The 16991-nt window shown below is 50.5% G+C and carries 13 protein-coding genes; 8 read left to right on the forward strand and 5 right to left on the reverse strand.

The features are described 5' to 3' along the window. Positions 1 to 123: 123 nt before the first annotated feature. The 4 genes from ACFPPD_RS12280 to ACFPPD_RS12295 all read right to left on the reverse strand — a co-directional run bounded on the left by ACFPPD_RS12280 (position 124) and on the right by ACFPPD_RS12295 (position 2393). Entirely contained in the window at positions 124 to 597 is a 474-nt protein-coding gene (locus tag ACFPPD_RS12280) for a hypothetical protein (protein ID WP_209751673.1), read from the reverse strand. Positions 598 to 676: 79 nt separating this feature from the next. After that, the gene (locus ACFPPD_RS12285; protein ID WP_209751671.1) at positions 677 to 856 is read right to left on the reverse strand and encodes a hypothetical protein; all 180 of its coding nucleotides are present in this window, start codon (positions 854 to 856) and stop codon (positions 677 to 679) included. Positions 857 to 944: 88 nt separating this feature from the next. Continuing rightward, positions 945 to 1541 (reverse strand): hypothetical protein, encoded by a 597-nt coding sequence (locus ACFPPD_RS12290; RefSeq protein WP_209751669.1) that lies wholly within the window; start codon positions 1539 to 1541, stop codon positions 945 to 947. A gap of 255 nt (positions 1542 to 1796) precedes the next feature. Further along, positions 1797 to 2393, reverse strand: coding sequence for a hypothetical protein (locus ACFPPD_RS12295; RefSeq protein ID WP_209751667.1), 597 nt, complete (start codon positions 2391 to 2393; stop codon positions 1797 to 1799). 176 nt (positions 2394 to 2569) lie between these two features. On the opposite strand from ACFPPD_RS12295, the gene ACFPPD_RS12300 reads away from it, so the two are divergent. From ACFPPD_RS12300 to ACFPPD_RS12320, 5 genes are all read left to right on the forward strand, one after another. Continuing rightward, positions 2570 to 4711 (forward strand): sensor histidine kinase, encoded by a 2142-nt coding sequence (locus ACFPPD_RS12300; RefSeq protein WP_209751665.1) that lies wholly within the window; start codon positions 2570 to 2572, stop codon positions 4709 to 4711. Continuing rightward, positions 4692 to 5357 (forward strand): response regulator, encoded by a 666-nt coding sequence (locus ACFPPD_RS12305; protein ID WP_209751663.1) that lies wholly within the window; start codon positions 4692 to 4694, stop codon positions 5355 to 5357. The genes ACFPPD_RS12300 and ACFPPD_RS12305 overlap by 20 nt, the downstream gene beginning before the upstream one ends. Before the next feature lie 222 nt (positions 5358 to 5579). Next, positions 5580 to 6143: a hypothetical protein gene (locus tag ACFPPD_RS12310; RefSeq protein WP_209751661.1), complete on the forward strand. Its 564-nt coding sequence runs from the start codon at positions 5580 to 5582 to the stop codon at positions 6141 to 6143. Then, positions 6124 to 6396 carry a hypothetical protein gene (locus tag ACFPPD_RS12315; protein WP_209751659.1) on the forward strand — a complete coding sequence of 91 codons (273 nt, stop codon included), beginning with the start codon at positions 6124 to 6126 and terminating at the stop codon, positions 6394 to 6396. The genes ACFPPD_RS12310 and ACFPPD_RS12315 overlap by 20 nt, the downstream gene beginning before the upstream one ends. Next, on the forward strand, positions 6393 to 6764 hold the full coding sequence (locus tag ACFPPD_RS12320) for a hypothetical protein (protein ID WP_378082374.1): 372 nt from the start codon (positions 6393 to 6395) through the stop codon (positions 6762 to 6764). The genes ACFPPD_RS12315 and ACFPPD_RS12320 overlap by 4 nt, the downstream gene beginning before the upstream one ends. A 419-nt stretch (positions 6765 to 7183) precedes the next feature. On the opposite strand, the gene ACFPPD_RS12325 is transcribed toward ACFPPD_RS12320, so the two are convergent. Beyond that, positions 7184 to 9232, reverse strand: a complete 2049-nt coding sequence (locus ACFPPD_RS12325; RefSeq protein ID WP_378082375.1) for an Ig domain protein group 2 domain protein — start codon at positions 9230 to 9232, stop codon at positions 7184 to 7186. 293 nt (positions 9233 to 9525) lie between these two features. On the opposite strand from ACFPPD_RS12325, the gene ACFPPD_RS12330 reads away from it, so the two are divergent. The 3 genes from ACFPPD_RS12330 to katG all read left to right on the forward strand — a co-directional run bounded on the left by ACFPPD_RS12330 (position 9526) and on the right by katG (position 16789). Beyond that, entirely contained in the window at positions 9526 to 11949 is a 2424-nt protein-coding gene (locus ACFPPD_RS12330) for a hypothetical protein (protein ID WP_209751657.1), read from the forward strand. 27 nt (positions 11950 to 11976) lie between these two features. Next, the gene (locus ACFPPD_RS12335; protein WP_209751655.1) at positions 11977 to 14376 is read left to right on the forward strand and encodes a DUF6242 domain-containing protein; all 2400 of its coding nucleotides are present in this window, start codon (positions 11977 to 11979) and stop codon (positions 14374 to 14376) included. A gap of 238 nt (positions 14377 to 14614) precedes the next feature. Then, positions 14615 to 16789, forward strand: a complete 2175-nt coding sequence (gene katG / locus ACFPPD_RS12340; RefSeq protein WP_378082376.1) for a catalase/peroxidase HPI — start codon at positions 14615 to 14617, stop codon at positions 16787 to 16789. Positions 16790 to 16991: the final 202 nt, after the last annotated feature.

A 16991-nucleotide genomic window follows, 5' to 3' on the forward strand; every position in this document is an offset into this window, starting at 1 on the left:
GAAAAAGACGACTATATATCCTTATTTTGGGATAGTAGTCGTCTTTTGATTTAGTCAATCACTTACTGATTCAAAAAATCGTAGGTTATTCAGTGGCCTCCGCCTATGGCGGAGGGGCTTGTATTATGATTTGACTTCGTCTTGATAGGTTAGCGATACCGATGTCAAATTAAGATCATCCGTATTGACGCTGAGCGTCACAAGCAGTTGCTTGCCGTCGCGGACGCCGGTCCCCATATAGGAATCGTCGATCAATGTTTCCTGCATATCCGTATAACCTGCCGATTTGTAATAGTCTTTGTAAACCTTAAGCACCTCTTTGAAGCTTTTCTTCACATCGTAAGATACCGTCATGCTGCTGTCCGATGACAAGGCAACCTGAGAGAACGAACCCTCAATGATCGGGATTTCCTTCGGAAACCCTTCCGGCAGCGTATCATCCGCTGAAAGCGAGATCGTGTCTCCATCCTCACTCACTTTGTACTCGATCGTGCTTTGATCGCCTTCGCTGCTGTTATCGCTGCTGTTTCCGCAGCCGGCCAGACTAATGCACCCCAAGATCACTAGGATAACCGCAAGGATCTGTTTTTTTAACAATTTGTTCACTCCACTCATGAGGTTTGCTGCTCTTTGTTTACGGAAAGGTTTTATCGAATAAATCGATAAATGCTTTCACCTACACATACACTTTACCGTCCTTCGATTGATGGTTTGCGGATACCACTTCGACTCCGTTCACAAGTACCGTGAGGCCGGCGCTTTTATCCGCAGCCGCGACCATACTCACTCCATGCGCCGGTACATTGACGACGAGCAGAATAAACAAAACAAGTGCCATTACAATCATTTTTTTCATCGAATATTCACTCCATCTTCTTGATAACCCAATTTAGAAGTATCCGGGATAAGCTGTTTCACTAAGAAAAGGAGGGTGAGACCCCTCTTTAATTTTGGGTCGAAATTGTATTTGAGTTAAATGATAAATCCAGGCGGCCGCTCGATATCGTGTACGTTAAGAAGGAGTATGCGAAGGCAAACAGGAACGGGGTTATAAATATTCCGAAAGGCAGCACGAACCCGAACGGACCTGCCGTCAGTAATGCGCCTAGCAGTTTGGCTCTGGGGATTTTTGAAACGAAAATGGAAATACCGAACAGTATTGCCGTCAGGGGAAAGAACATCATCGATATCGAGATGGCTTCGCCCAACGGGGAGGGGGGCATGCCATTGGCTACCGTTTGCGGGGCATACTCCATGAGAACCGGCTTAACGAGTCCCATACACATTTTCATAAACACCTGAAAGACAAAACCGACCATCATCAGCATCGTGGCGACGAGCCCGAATCTGCCCATTTTATCCGCATATCCCATGAATACTCCCACGAGACCAAGCATGATCAGAGTCTGCGCGATCGAGTCGACAATGGTTTGAATAGTCGTCTCTCCCATGATCCCGTACATGATCGGTACTGTTGTGAATAGTATCGCACCAACCGTTCCTATCCTGGCAAATGCTGCAAGTCCTTTTTCTCTTGTCATTTATATAACCTCCTGTAATGAAATTCTAGAATAAGATTATATTGAATGAAGAGACTACGGGAGGATGAACTTTTATCACCCTGTTGTTAGTGCATGATTAAACCCAATTATTGTGGGGGGTATGGTTGCGAAAAGGGTAACTATCGCAACCTGAGAATTAGCGGAAACTTTAGTTTAGTTACGACATGATCTGCAAAAAGCCATCCCCCAAAGGATCCTTTTCGATTTCGAAAGGCTCTCTTTAGGGAATGCCATTTAACGCATCATCTCAGCGGAAGAACCACCAGAATGGGAACGTTGCTTCGCATAGCCGTCGGTTACCATCACGAACCCCATCCCGACATAGGACAACCCCCAGAACAAAGCTCCCCACTTCTCCATGCCCGGTAAAATCGGCAGCACCATGGATAGCAGCAACAAATACACGATCCAACGGGGAAACACTTTGGCTCGGAACGTGGCAATGGTAAATGCCGGCGTTCCGATAAACATGCCGATCATAATCATGATCTTCGTGAACATGATAAAGGCGTTTGCCCCCATATCCTGCATCAAGTCTTCCCCCGTTTGCCCTGAAGCCAACAACGACCAGACCATGCAGGCAGTGACAGCGTTAAAGAAAACTAGAAGCATGGCTGAGATAAATCCAATGGCGCCTGTTTCCCGCTGCACCAAGAACAGTCCGATCGAAGAAGCGGCCATCAATATACACGCTGCAAATCCAAAAAGCAATTCCGGCGTGCTGTCCGTCCCCCAGACGAGCGCCGACGGCGTCATTCCGATTCGGGTAATACCGGCTAGCAGCACCAATACGCCAAGCCATTTGAAAATCTTTTCCATCGTCAGATTCATTGTTTTCTTCCTCCTCATGATTTGTCGAGTGTCTCTCGACCGATGATCCAATCTTATCAACATGACAATCACAAGGAGTAGGGTAGCGAATTCCCGACTTTTCGGGAAAACAAATGGAATTCATAGGAATCCTGCCGATGTTATAATGGGTTAGATAGGAAAGGTGGATTTCGCGAATGAAGTCTCTTATTCATAAGCCGTATTGGGTTCAAGGGATTGTGATCGTACTTTGCCTATTGTTTATGACCGCCTATTTTCAAAGCATCCCGCTTTATTATGAGACGATGCGCACGGAATGCGTCTTCCATGCTTGCCAATATGCTCCGGCGCCGCCGGTCACCTCGGAAGAACTAAAGGCTCTTCATTTGACAAGCGATACGTATGCTTTGCTGTTTGTCATCATGGACACCCTGTTGACTGTATTCTTCTACGCGGCTGCTGCAATCGTTTTGTGGAAATGCTCTCGGGAATGGATGGGACTGCTGGGCGTCCTTATGCTCGTCAGCTTCGGAACCGTTTTTCCTTCCGTTCTGGCTCTGACCGACCCAGCCGGTTCCTTCCGGTATATATTTGTTGTTGGCTGGAGCTCCTTTATCCTGTTTTTTTTGCTGTTTCCGAACGGCAGGTTTATGCCGAAATGGACATCCATCGCAGCCTATCTTTATCTTTCCGTACAAGGAATAGGATTGCTTATTCCCGCTTTTCAAATGAACCACTGGCCCATTTGGGTGAAAAGCGTGACGCTATTCGTCCCCATTGCCGTCATGGCGTATTCGCAGCTTTATCGTTTTCGCCATGCGGATAGCCCCACACAACGGCAGCAAACCAAATGGGTCGTATACGGATTTGCGCTTACGCTCGCCGGGTTCGTCGCCGTCAACCTGATTTATTCTCCGGAAGTGATGCATAGCGCTTCGTCGTTTCTGTACATGAACGCCATTCTAAATGTATTTATGGCCATTGTCCCGACTACCTTGACCCTTTCGATTCTGCGTCACCGTCTGTGGGATATTGACCCGCTGGTGAACCGGACATTGGTTTACGCCGCTCTTTCGGCCTGTATTATTGCCATCTACATCCTCTCGGTAACGTATCTCGGCGGCATTTTTCATACCGAGGACAATCTCTTCATCTCGCTGTCAGCTACAGCTGTCGTTGCCGTCTTATTCGCTCCGTTAAAGGAACTGCTGCAGCGTGCCGTCAACCGAATGCTGTACGGAAAAAAGGATGAACCCTTCTCGGTGCTTGCGGAATTGAGCCGTCAGTGGGAACAGCCGATGGCGCCGGAAGCCGCCGCAGACGTGATCGTTCGAACCATTCGGGAATCGCTCCGTCTGCCGTATGCAGCAATCTCGTTCACGTTGAATGGCCGGGAAACGGTCGTTGCCTCTGCCGGAACCGGGAGTTCGGACATCGACCCGATCTCACTGCCTATCGTTCATAGAGGTGAGGATCTTGGCTTCCTGCTCGTTTCACCCCGTTCACCGGGAGAGCCTTTGACGGCGGAGGATCGGCGGTTGCTGGACGTGCTGATTCGACAAGCAGGACCGATCATTCAAGGGATTAAAATGTCCGTGGGATTGCAGTTGCTTGCCGCTGATGCGCAAGAATCTCGAGAGAGGCTGGTATTGGCCCGGGAAGAGGAACGGAGAAGATTGCGGAGAAATTTACATGATGATTTGGCTCCGAAGCTCGCCGCGCTGGCATTGAATGCCGCCGCCGCGGAACGTTACGTACGGAAAGACCCTGACACCGCTACCGTCATGCTTTCCGAGCTGAGGAAGGTCATTCGTTCCACGGTGGATGAAATCCGGGCGCTTGTCCACGATTTGCGGCCACTGGCCTTGGATGAGCTGGGCTTGCTCGGTGCCGTTCGGGAGCGTATCGACGAGCTTGCGAAAACGAGGCACCAGTTGTCCGAAGCCATGGCAGGTCCGGCATTCCGGATCGACATCGAGACGGACGAAGAACTGCCGCCTTTACCGGCTGCGGTGGAGGTGGCGGCTTTCCGGATCGTAACCGAATCGGTGGTCAACGTGATCAGGCATTCCAGGGCGTCTCTTTGTACCGTTAAGATTGGAGTTCTGGCAGATTCGCAGCTTCGAATTGAAATTTCGGACAACGGCATAGGCTTCGCCGAGCGCAAAGCCGCATCTCGCAACGGCGGTATCGGCATGAAATCCATGAGGGAGCAAGCTGCGGAGCTCGGAGGACATTGCCTGTTCGAGCAAAGGGCGGAAGGTGGCATGCGAGTGTCGGCTATACTCCCATTCGTTGTAACTGAGGAGGAGAGACCGGATGAATATATTGTTGGCTGATGACCATCCCCTGTTTCGGGCTGGAGTCCGAAATCTTTTGGCAACGACAGAAGATCTTCATATTGTTGGCGAAGCGTCGTCCGGGCATGAGGCGGTTGATTTGGCGGCGGCGCTGCGTCCTGACGTGATTCTGATGGATATTCGAATGCCGGGATTGAACGGAATCGAAGCGACAAAGAAAATAAAGTCGACTCTAGCAGACACGCAAATATTGATTTTAACGATGTTTAAGGATGACCGGTCGGTCTTTACGGCCATGCAGGCAGGGGCAAGGGGCTACATTCTGAAGGACGCTGAAGAAAATGATCTGCTGCATGCTATCCGTGTGGTTGCGAACGGAGGCGCCGTATTCGGGCCGGATATCGCATCGCGGATGATGGACTTTTTTGCCGAATCCCGCCCGAGCGAGCCGGATGATCCGGCTTATGCGGAACTGACGAGTCGCGAGCGTGAAATATTGGGGATGATCGCCCTGAACTCAACGAACGCCGAAATTGCTTCCTCGCTGCATCTTAGTATAAAAACAGTTGCTAACTATGTGACGATCATTTTGAACAAGCTGCAAGTATCGAACCGCAAAGAAGCGAAGCTGCTTGCGAAGAAATGGAATTTGCGCGATGAAGATGAAGAGGACACTGAGGGATGAGCACTGAAGGTTGATTCCGCATCTATTGAGAATTATCAAACGGGACACGCTAGTTTAATAATTTCCGGAATTACAATGGGATTCCTGAAGCCAATCCGACAGCTAAAATAAAAAAAAGCGGTTTGCCCAAAATGGGACATTCCGCTTTTTTTCATTTATCCAGCTTTAGATTTTCCATTTAGGTCGAACCCGACTGGCGCTTCGCTTGTAGAGCTCGCAGCTGTGCATCTTTTCATATTGGCCGTAACGAACTTATATCTCCCCGTACAAAGAAAGCTTCGCAACGAACCGATTGAAGTCGTTCATCTGACAGCCGCTTATGCTTTCTACTGCAGGGAGTATGGTCCCGAGGCTCAACGAACTGCCGAACAGCGATTGATCGATGGGTACGAGAAGAAATCCGACGGAAACCGACTGGCTGACAAAGGGAATTATTATATGTCGTATCCTTACGGTGCCGATGACTCCGAAGAATACTGGTGGGAGAACGGAATCCTCGCGGCGGAACCGGAAGCCGAAGCTTGGGCGGGTATGGCGCGGAAGAACTTGGAGTCCGGCCTGTATGCTTGCTGCGTATCCAAGACATACGGGCTGTTAACCGGCGTCCTGGATCGGATGCACCGATGGATCTCGTCGAACGCCCGTTATCGGTTCGATGAGGAGAGACAGTGGTACGCGGAATACCACACTTTCGAAGGAATGAATATCGAGCGGGATGCCATTGTGAAGGTATATATTCCTATTCTGTCAGAGGAGACTGATGGTCATGCGAAACTCAAATCTTAAAAGAACGAATCCGGACGGTTCGGAGTGGTATTTCAAGACGACATTGCCCCCGCAGAAATGCGTTGTCGTGCCTAACAAGCGCGGAGACTACGATGCGGCCTGCCGCGTCGTCGATCAATATGTCAGCGACAACGGCATTATTCTAGATACGAATGAACGCAAATACATCATCTGCGAACGCTACAACTATGAAGGCGAAGGCTTCGCCAAGTATTCGCTTCCGATTCGAACGATTAGGGAGGGGGAGAGATGAGCCAAAGGCCGGCAAGTAAAAAATCCCCCGAAGGCTACCGGCCGTTTATCGTGCCAAAAGCGCTAAAAATCATAAATGGAGGAATCTCAATGAACAAACCATTGCAAAAGGATGAAGGGATGAAGTCGGCAAGTCCCATCAAGAACAAAGTCGGAAGCATTTTTGTCCCTGTACGGGATATTGAGCAGTCGCGCAACTGGTATTGCAGGATTCTTGGGCTAAACGAAGATGACTGCGGTATTATATCCGGTCATTTATGCCCGCTGCCGATGGAAGGAGTTGGCGTCATTCTGGATACGATGCCGATGTGGGGTGGCAAAGAGCCGGCGGAGCGCCTTCTATCGAAACGCCTGCTTTTATGCTCCTGACAGAGGACTTGCAAGGCTCGCTGGCGTACATGAAAGAGCTCGGAGTCGAGCTTGTCACGGAGATCGAACATGATCACTGGTTCGTCGTGAAAGATCCGGACGGCAACAAATTGATGATTTGTCGTGAATGATGGATATCAGCTAAGGGATCGCGTCGAATAGGTGCGCTTAATGAGATGCGACAGCTGGAGCGATTGGATTGCTTGGCAGGATAACCCGATAGCTGTCGGTGATGAATAAAATGGAGAACCAAACACGCGCTTATATTCGTTACAATGCGTTACACAGATAGACAAAGGCCGGGTAAGCCACCCTCTCCAAGGTGACGAACCCGGCCTTCCACGAATTCTCATGCTAGCTCGCTGAAAGTAATAACCGTTTATTCTCGCGAAAATGCGTCAACTGAATTCCAGCGAAGCCTATCCGATGATCTCGAAGTCGTCAATGTTGATGCGCTGTCCGGTAGTGCCGGCTACGACGATCTTGAAGCGGACGCTGCCGGTTTCATTAACTGTAATCGTCTGGCTGGCTAAAGTGCTGCCGCTCGTGTAGGGTCCGCCAACATCGGTCCACGTAGAGCCGCTGTTGATCGATTTCTGCAGCTTCCAGTTTGCGCCCGAGTCGCTGCCGAAATTGGCATGCTTCACGACTACGGTAGAGGCGCTGGTCACGTTGAAATTCATAGCGATATATCCGGCGGCTTTAATTCTTGCCGACTTCGTACCGTTCTTCTTATCGGTAGACAAGTCGCCGATCAGCGCGTTGTCGAATCTCCATGATCCGCCTGCCAGCGTCACGTCCGCAGCCGTATAGGCTGTTTTCGTTCCGCTCTCGAAGGGCTCAACGCTACTAGCGATCGGGGTAATGACCACGTCATCGATGTTGATGCGCTGGCCGGAAGTACCGCCGGCAACGATTTTGAAGCGGACGCTGCCGGTTTCATTGACGGCAATCGTCTGGCTGGCCAAGGTGCTGCTACTCGTGTATGCTCCGCCAACATCGGTCCAGGTCGAGCCGCTGTTAGTGGATTTCTGCAGCTTCCAGTTCGCGCCCGTGTCGGTGCCGAAATTCGCATGATTCACCGTAACCGAAGCGGCACCGGTTACGTTAAAGTTCATGGCGATGTATCCGGCCGCCTTGAGTCTTGCTGATTTCGTTCCATTTTTCTTGTCCGTCGCCGAGTCGCCGATCAGCGAGTTGTCGAATCTCCAAGAGCCGCTGGTCAACGTTACGTCCGCAGCCGTATAGGCTGTTTTCGTGCCGCTCTCGAAGTTTTCCGTACCTCCGCCGCTGCCCGATCCGCCGCCTGTAACATACCCGTAAGAACCCGCTTTGAAGGTGGAAGAATCCCACCATTTGTACCCGGCTGCCGGACTCGCCCATGGCTCCGTCTGCGGCTCGGTAGAAGTAGAAGGAGTTTCGATCGCGAGCAGGGAGGTAGCTGTATCCAGAGTAAGTCCAGATACTTGATTAAGCGCCGTGTAGCTTTCTTGTACCGCAAGCCAGTTCACGATATTGACGAGCAGAACGTCATTGTCGACTTCTTGAAAGCCGTCATAGGTTGTTTTGGATCCGCCTGTTTCTTCCCGTTTATATTTCGGCGTAATGTCCTCGACAGGGGAAGAGTCGCCGATAGCGGCGGCTTTGCCAAGTCCTACCTTAGCAACGGCCGCATATGGGCCTTCATCTAGACCGCCGCCTTCGTATACGCCTTGGTCTACCGCATTGGCCCAACCGGTGGTCGTATTCGCGATATAGACAATGCCTTTGGCTTTATTCGGATCCGTAATCGCGATGGTGGATCCAGCGTGCATCGACACAGTGCTTACGCCGGTCGTTATCCCGAAGGCCTGAGCCGCGGGGACGATGTAGTCGGAATTAATGTCGCCAAGCGCGTTATAGCGAAGCCGCATTCCGAAGTTGCTTGCCAGCCAGTCCGAGCTGCTGACGCCATTCATGGCAGCGGATGCGGCTTCTTCGGCACTCATTCCAAGGGAGGGATTGCTCCATGCACCCCGTCGATAGCCATTAAACGCTTCCGAGGCATCCCACCGATTTTTGTTGCGATCGGCATTATAGTGATCCGCGATGAAGAAAATGCTGCCGCCGGCCTCTACGTAATCGATCATGGCCTGCTGCTCGGTTGTTTTATAAGGAATATTCGCTTCCGGAATGACGAATACGGCGTAGTTCTGTAAATCGGCTAAGGTAATGGCCGTATTCTTGCGAAGCTCTTTAACGTAATAGCCTTCGGCCGCCAAGGCGTTCCCGAAGTCGGAAAATGCTCCGTCTATGACCCAATCGGCCGCTCCCGCGGTTTGTCCGTGCGTATTATCGAACAGCACCGATTTACCGTTGGCCGTTCCGACCGGATTAATAAAGGGAGCGGGATCCGCCGGTCCTTCGGCTTGAGCCGAGAATGGGACAAGCCCTAGAATGAATACGATAGCCAATAATAGCATAGTCATTCGATTTTTCTTCAACACATCATTTCCACCTTTCTAGATTTGAGATGGGTTTTTGAAAACAACTTCAGTCTACCATGCGTAATAGGGTTTAATTTACATTTAAATGTAAAATTAGTGTAAAATATTAATAAACAACCAAAGAATTAATTCGATAAATCGATCAACAAAAAATCAACAGAGATTCTTCTATTTCCCAAGTCATCTATACAGAGTTGTCGATTTATGTATAAAATATTGTTTATATGTGGAAAAGGTATATCCTACAGATACTAACAAAGGAGTTACAACAAGTCATGCGTATTTTTCGTAGTTTGGTCCTGTTGCTTGCAGTCGTTCTTGTTACTCCGTTTTACGCGTTGCAATTCGCCCAAGCGGAAGAAGTCGTGTTCGCGGATCCCGTTCTTGAGCAAGCCGTTCGGCAGCAGCTTGGGATTACGGGCAGTCTTTCGCAAACCGACTTAGATCAGTTATCTATTTTGGATTTGAAAGAAGGAACCGTTAATTCGTTGAATGGATTAGAGCATGCGCATAATCTGAGCGTGGTTACTATAAACAACGCCAATGTGTCCGATTTAACGCCTCTTGCTTCTTTGACCGAGCTTGTCTATTTGAGTATGAACAATAACCGCATTCAAGATATTCGTCCGCTATCAGGACTACGGAAATTACTTTATCTTGATCTATCGGGAAATCAAATATCGGATGTGTCCTCGTTGTCTAGCATTACTTCTATAGATGAGCTGATCTTGGCCAACAATCCGATTGATTTAAAAAATACCGACAATCGGAACGCGTTGCTCTCTCTGAAACAGAAAGGCGTCGCCATCGATATTCCAATAGAGGAGACGGCTCCGGAGCAGTCGCAGTCTCAGCCGGCAACGGCAGAACCGCAGCTTAAATGGACGAAGCTTTACCCGGAGCGGACCGACCTCGCCAATCATAAGGATCTCTATGCTTATGGCAACGGGATCTACGTCAGCTCGGACGGCTCCACGTCGAAGGACGGCGTCACTTGGAGCAAAAATCCGAAGCTCGCAAATTTCAAAATGCGAGCCATCGTATGGGGCAAAGGCCGGTTCGTCGCTCTTGAATTCAAATTATACAACAAGTCGTCGCTGTGGACTTCGGCGGACGGTCTGAATTGGACGGAATACGATCAGAAAATCGATAACCTGTATTCGATCGCGTTCAACGGCAGCAGGTTCGTAGCCGTCGGCGGCGATAGCAGAACTGGGCTTGTCATGACGTCCGAAGACGGCTTGCATTGGACCAAGCGCAATACCGATATGAAGTCGGGTTTGGGCGACGTCTCTTGGGGCAATGGCACTTTCGTCGCGTTTAACGAAGGCGCGTTCGCCGTGTCCAAAGACGGCATAGCGTGGAAGAAGGTTGCGTCCCCAGCGAAGGATAAGCCCTTTCGGGATTTGCATTTCGGAGGAAGCGCCTTCGTCGCGGTCGGAGATTTTGCGTTGTTTACGTCCAAGGACGGGGTCAAATGGAGCTCCGTGCCATCTGACGGAATTTACTGGAGCAGAATCATTTGGGTGAAGGATCGATTCTTTATCGAAGGCTCGAAGTACTCCAAGGACAAAATAGAGACGATTGCCGTATTTAAGACATCGAAGGACGGGAAAACATGGTCCGACGTTGTCGGTCTCGGTCCTCTAACTTCCAAGCAGTATGGAACCTTCGGGACTTTTTATCATTTGAATACCCTGCATGACGGTAAACAGTATGTCACTTATACGGACATTGGCATCTTTACTTCCGTGGACGGCGTCCAATGGAAGCTGACCAAGAAAGCCACCATCAAACCGTTCTACCTGACCAACTCTGCCGTCGGAAACGGCAAATTGGTCGCCGTCGGCGGTACGGTGGACGACTACTATCCCAAAGCCGAAAAAGTAGCCGATCGAGGCGTATGGTCAATCGATTCCAAGGGAGCCTATCGATCCAACCTTGAGTTCGGGAAATTCCCGCTTTACGACGTCATATGGACAGGCAATCAGTTCTTTGCCATCGGTGCAGAAGGTCTTATGATGACGTCCAAGGACGGGATTAAGTGGAGTAAAGCGGCTTCGCCAACCAAAGAAACGCTATCCCGAATCATTCAGGCGAACGGGACTTACTATGTCACGGGTTCCAATGGGCTCATTATGACCTCGAAGGACTTGAAGACATGGAAGAAACAGAAGACGAACACGGAGGCGTTCATTAGCTCGATTGCCTGGAACGGCAAAAAGTTCGTTGCTGTCGGCGATTGGGGAGTAACGTTAGTATCCGATAACGGTACCGTATGGAAGGCAGGCAGCAAAATCAAGAGCGCGAACGGAGACGCCATTTACAACTTGTCGGACGTCGTCTGGGGCAACGGAGTGTTCATCATGACGGCTGCGCAGAGATATCATGTGGATCGGGAGTACACCGTGTTCAAATCCGCGGACGGTACGACATGGAAGAAGCAAAGCCTTGCATACTCGAGTCCGGCAGGCGTGAGTACGCTGTCTCCGAGTTTGTACAGCATTCGTTATTTCGGCGATACGTTCGTAACGGTCGGCAACAACGGATCCGTCTATTTGTCCAAGGACGGGGACCAATGGTCGAGAGAAGCGATTCCCGATAGCGTCATCCTATTCTCGGCACAATTATTTAACGGTAAGCTATATGTAACGGGCTATACGCATCAAATTTATATCGCCGAGTTCAAGGCGCAATAGATAACAACAAAGGAGTTACACCACGTTATGCGAACTTTTCGTAGTTTGGTCCTGTTGCTTGCAGTCGTTCTTGTTACTCCATTTTACGCGTCGCAATTCGCCCAAGCGGAAGAAGTCGTGTTCGCGGATCCCGTTCTTGATCAAGCCGTTCGGCAGCAGCTTGGGATTACGGGCAGTCTTTCGCAAACCGATTTAGACCAGTTGTATTCTCTGGTGTTGAATGAAGGAACCGTTACGTCGTTGAATGGATTAGAGCATGCGCATAATCTAGTCGAATTTACATTAAACAACGCTAATGTGTCCGATTTAACGCCTCTTGCTTCTTTGGCCGAGCTAAACTATTTGAGTATGAACAATAACCGCATTCAAGATATTCGTCCGCTAACCGGACTACGGAAATTATATTATCTCGATCTATCGGGAAATCAAATTTCGGATATCTCCTCGTTGTCCGGCGTTACCTCTTTAATGGAGCTGCATTTGGCAAACAATCCGATCAATCTAAAGGAAAATAACAATCGGAACGCACTTATTTCCTTAAGACAAAAAGGCGTCGATATCGATATCGAAATCGAGGACACTCTTCCTGTTGAGCAATCTCAAGAAGAGCAGCCGATAGTCGTTCAAGGGCCTACTCTTACCTGGACCAAGCTGTTCAAAGAGTATACGGACGCGGATTACCGTACGAACAAATACTCCGAATACGCTTATGGCAACGGGATCCATGTCTCCAGTGAGGGCTATACGTCCAAGGACGCCGTACATTGGACAAGAAATCCGGCGAAAATCTCTTTCAAGGATGTCGTCTTTGGCAAGGGACGTTTCGTCGCGGTCGGACGCGAAGACAGCGATGAGATTCCCATTTGGACCTCAATAGACGGCATCAATTGGACGGAAACTGCGCGACTCCCGGCAAATGCTTATCTGTCTCTTATTGCATTCAGCGGAACGAGGTTCGTCGTGGCCGGCGGACGAAATTCCGCAGGCTCTATTTTCTCCTCGGAAGACGGTACAAAGTGGACCGAACGCAAGACCGGCATGACGACTACCCTTAAAGGCCTCGAATGGGGCAACAACGCTTTCGTCGCGCTCGGTTATCAAGGGGCCAAATTCCTCGTATCCAAAGACGGAATCACTTGGAAGAAGGTGAATATTCCCGTCAAACCCTACGTCGATATGTGGTCGCTTTCGTTCGGCATGGGATTTAGCGGAAAAGCGTTCTTCGCAACCAATTATGAAGACGCTTATATAACTTCCAAGGATGGCGTGAAATGGACGACGATAGCTAAAGATGCCAACGGCATCCTTTGGGGTGAATTCCGACGAATCACGGACCGCTATTATGCTATCGGCTTCAAAACAACGAATGGGAAACGGGTCAGTTCCTATCGAACCTCCAAAGACGGCGTCAAATGGACCGATGTCAAATATAACGGCAAGGCCGAGGATTTCGGGCTTGACGAGGTCATTCGTGACGGCAAACAGTATTTTAGCTATACGAGCACGGCTATATACGCATCAGCCGATGGCGTGAACTGGAAGCAGACGAAGAAAATAAACCGTATCCCGCCCTACCTGTTCCGCTCCGCGATCGGAAACGGGAAGATGGTGTTAATCGGAGGCGGAAGCTCGGATGCGTGGGGCTTCGTCACGATCGACTCGTCCGGGAAAGTTGCATACGATATGGAGGATACTCCCTATAAGCTCCACGACGTCATCTGGACGGGCAGCCAGTTTTTTGCCGTCGGCAGCGCAGGGGTCATGATGACGTCCAAGGACGGGACCGCGTGGAAGAAAGCGGCTTCGCCGACCAAACAATCGCTATCCCGAATCATTCGCGCGAACGGGACTTATTATGTTACGGGTTCGAACGGGCTCATCATGACTTCGAAAGATTTGAAGACGTGGAAGACGCAGAAGACGAACACGGAAACGGACCTTTACTCCATCGCCTGGAACGGCAAGAAATTCGTCGCCGTAGGCGATTGGGGAGTGACGTTAGTATCCGATAACGGCACTTCATGGAAGGCGGGCAGCAGAATCAAAGACTCTAGAGGAGACTCCGTATACGAGTTGTCCGATGTCATGTGGGGGAATGGAACTTTTATCATTGCGCCGGCGCAGAAATATAACTTGGATATTCCGTACACCGTATTTAGATCTGCTGATGGAACGAAATGGACGAAGGAAGAACTGGGCGATTCGAAAGAACGGTTCCCGTCCATATTTGGCGTTCACTATTTAGGCAACACCTTCGTAGCCGTCGGCGATTACGGAGCCGTATTTTTATCCAAAGACGGGGACAAGTGGTCGAGGGAAGAGACTCCGGACAGTCCCAAGCTATTTGCGGCGGAATTATTTAACGGCAAGCTGTATACGTTCGGCCTGGGGACTCAAATTTATGCTGCCGAGTTCAAGACGCAATAGATTGACGAAATCCGCGATGGGTCGAAAGATATAAATGGCCAAAGGATAAGAAGGGTCGGGAAAGCCACCAGTTCGGTGTGCCCCCGGCTCTTTGTAGTTTCAAGTCAACGTGCGGCGGTGTTAGGAAAACAGCATAAAAATAAAAAGAAGTTGATTTTCGTTCGGAATCATTTTATAAATAGATTAGAATAATTATTATTTAATACTAATTTTATTTAAGGAGAGATTAAGAATGGATATGGTTGCTGCTAATGCCGGAAAGTGCCCGTTCCCGCACGGAAGCGCTGCAAGTCACAAATCCGGCGGTACGACGAATAGAAACTGGTGGCCGAATCAGTTGAATTTGAACATTCTCCATCAACATGACCGCAAATCGAATCCTTTGGGCGAAGATTTTGATTATGTAGAGGAATTCGGTAAATTAGACTACCCAGCGCTTAAGCAAGATCTTCGCGATCTCATGACGAACAGTCAAGATTGGTGGCCGGCCGACTACGGACATTATGGTCCATTCTTTATACGTATGGCTTGGCACTCCGCGGGCACTTACCGTACGGGTGACGGCCGCGGAGGGGCTGGAACCGGCACGCAGCGTTTTGCTCCCCTTAACAGCTGGCCCGATAACGGCAACCTGGATAAAGCTCGTCGACTGCTGTGGCCGATTAAGCAAAAGCATGGCAACAAAATCTCTTGGGCCGACTTGTTTATTCTAACCGGTAATGTCGCGATTGAATCGATGGGCGGCAAAACATTCGGTTTCGGCGGCGGACGCGCGGACGTGTGGCACCCGGAAGAAGACATCTACTGGGGCGCGGAAACGGAGTGGCTGGGGGATAAGCGTTATACGGGCGATCGCGAGCTCGAGAATCCGCTTGCCGCCGTTCAGATGGGTCTGATCTACGTGAATCCGGAAGGTCCGAACGGTAAGCCGGATCCGCTTGCAAGCGCTCGAGATATCCGCGACACCTTCAAGCGGATGGGCATGAACGATGAAGAGACCGTTGCTCTCGTCGCCGGCGGACATACATTCGGCAAAGCGCACGGCGCAGGCGATGCCGCGCATGTGGGTGCTGAGCCGGAAGCTGCTTCTGTCGAAGCGCAAGGCTTAGGTTGGCTCAGCACGCACGGCTCCGGCAAAGGCCGCGACACCATCACCAGCGGCATCGAAGGGGCTTGGACCGCGAATCCGACGCAGTGGGACAATGGTTATTTCGAGCTCCTGTTCGGATACGAATGGACGCTTACGAAGAGCCCGGCAGGCGCGCATCAGTGGACGCCGGTAAATCCGGCCGCGGAGCATCTCGCTCCGGACGCGGAGGATGCATCCATTCGCGTTGCGACGATCATGACGACCGCGGATATGGCATTGCGCGTCGATCCGGCGTACGAGAAAATTTCCCGTCGTTTCTACGAAAATCCGGATGAGTTTGCGGATGCATTCGCTCGTGCATGGTTTAAGCTCACGCACCGGGACATGGGTCCTCGCGCAAGATATCTAGGCCCGGAAGTTCCCGAAGAAGTGCTGATCTGGCAAGATTCCGTGCCGGCCGTTGAATATGCATTAACGGACGCGGAAGTAGAAGATATTAAAACAAAAATTCTAGACTCCGGACTTACGGTCAGCGAACTGGTCACGACGGCTTGGGCTTCGGCTAGCACCTTCCGCGGTTCCGACATGCGCGGCGGCGCGAACGGCGCTCGCATCCGGCTTGCGCCGCAGAAGGACTGGGAAGCGAATCAACCCGCGCAACTGACCAAAGTGCTTACGATCCTAGAAGGCATTCAAGGCGACCTAGATGTCAAAGTCAGCCTCGCCGATTTGATCGTACTTGGCGGTAGCGCCGCGGTGGAAAAAGCTGCGCGCGATGCGGGCTTTGACGTCACCGTTCCTTTTGCTCCCGGACGCGGCGATGCAACGGAAGAGCAAACCGACGTAGAAAGCTTCGCGGTGCTGGAGCCGATCGCCGACGGTTTCCGCAATTATCTGAAGAAGCATTATAGCGTAAGCCCGGCAGAGCTTCTGGTAGACAAGGCGCAACTGCTTAACCTGACCGCACCGGAAATGACGGCTCTTATCGGCGGCATGCGCGTTCTAGGAACGAACTTCGGCGACACCAAACACGGCGTATTCACCGATCGCGTAGGCATGCTCACGAACGACTTCTTCGTGAACTTGCTCGATATGGGAGTACAGTGGAACCCGGTAGGCAGAGATGTATTCGAAGGAAGCGATCGCAAGACCGGCGAAGTCGTTCGTACGGCGACGACCGTCGACCTCGTATTCGGTTCGAATTCCGTTCTTCGTGCCATTGCGGAAGTATATGCCCAAGACGATAACCAAACAAAGTTCGTGCGCGACTTTATTGCCGCTTGGGTAAAGGTAATGAATGCGGATCGTTACGACCTTCGTTAACGGCTGCCGCGGGCAGAGTCTCCAAACCTAAAAAAGCGTCAACTGAACATGTAAAGCAAGGAGCAGTATTTTATTAAATACTGCTCTTTGCTGTAGAGTAAGGGTAAGCGTCAAATAGCCCCCACCTATTAAATAGATGAGGGCTAAGTTATGCTGATCTATGATTTAAATATACGGCAGGTCAACGGCAATGACGACGACC

This window comes from Cohnella suwonensis (assembly GCF_042655365.1).
Lineage (GTDB): Bacteria > Bacillota > Bacilli > Paenibacillales > Paenibacillaceae > Cohnella > Cohnella suwonensis.

Bases quoted from the DNA above. Each gene is read 5' to 3' on its own strand.
- ACFPPD_RS12285 (WP_209751671.1), bottom strand. From the start codon at position 856: ATGAAAAAAATGATTGTAATGGCACTTGTTTTGTTTATTCTGCTCGTC.
- ACFPPD_RS12290 (WP_209751669.1), bottom strand. From the start codon at position 1,541: ATGACAAGAGAAAAAGGACTTGCAGCATTTGCCAGGATAGGAACGGTT.
- ACFPPD_RS12295 (WP_209751667.1), bottom strand. From the start codon at position 2,393: ATGAATCTGACGATGGAAAAGATTTTCAAATGGCTTGGCGTATTGGTG.
- ACFPPD_RS12300 (WP_209751665.1), top strand. From the start codon at position 2,570: ATGAAGTCTCTTATTCATAAGCCGTATTGGGTTCAAGGGATTGTGATC.
- ACFPPD_RS12305 (WP_209751663.1), top strand. From the start codon at position 4,692: ATGAATATATTGTTGGCTGATGACCATCCCCTGTTTCGGGCTGGAGTC.
- ACFPPD_RS12315 (WP_209751659.1), top strand. From the start codon at position 6,124: ATGCGAAACTCAAATCTTAAAAGAACGAATCCGGACGGTTCGGAGTGG.
- ACFPPD_RS12320 (WP_378082374.1), top strand. From the start codon at position 6,393: ATGAGCCAAAGGCCGGCAAGTAAAAAATCCCCCGAAGGCTACCGGCCG.
- ACFPPD_RS12325 (WP_378082375.1), bottom strand. From the start codon at position 9,232: ATGACTATGCTATTATTGGCTATCGTATTCATTCTAGGGCTTGTCCCA.
- ACFPPD_RS12330 (WP_209751657.1), top strand. From the start codon at position 9,526: ATGCGTATTTTTCGTAGTTTGGTCCTGTTGCTTGCAGTCGTTCTTGTT.
- ACFPPD_RS12335 (WP_209751655.1), top strand. From the start codon at position 11,977: ATGCGAACTTTTCGTAGTTTGGTCCTGTTGCTTGCAGTCGTTCTTGTT.
- katG (WP_378082376.1), top strand. From the start codon at position 14,615: ATGGTTGCTGCTAATGCCGGAAAGTGCCCGTTCCCGCACGGAAGCGCT.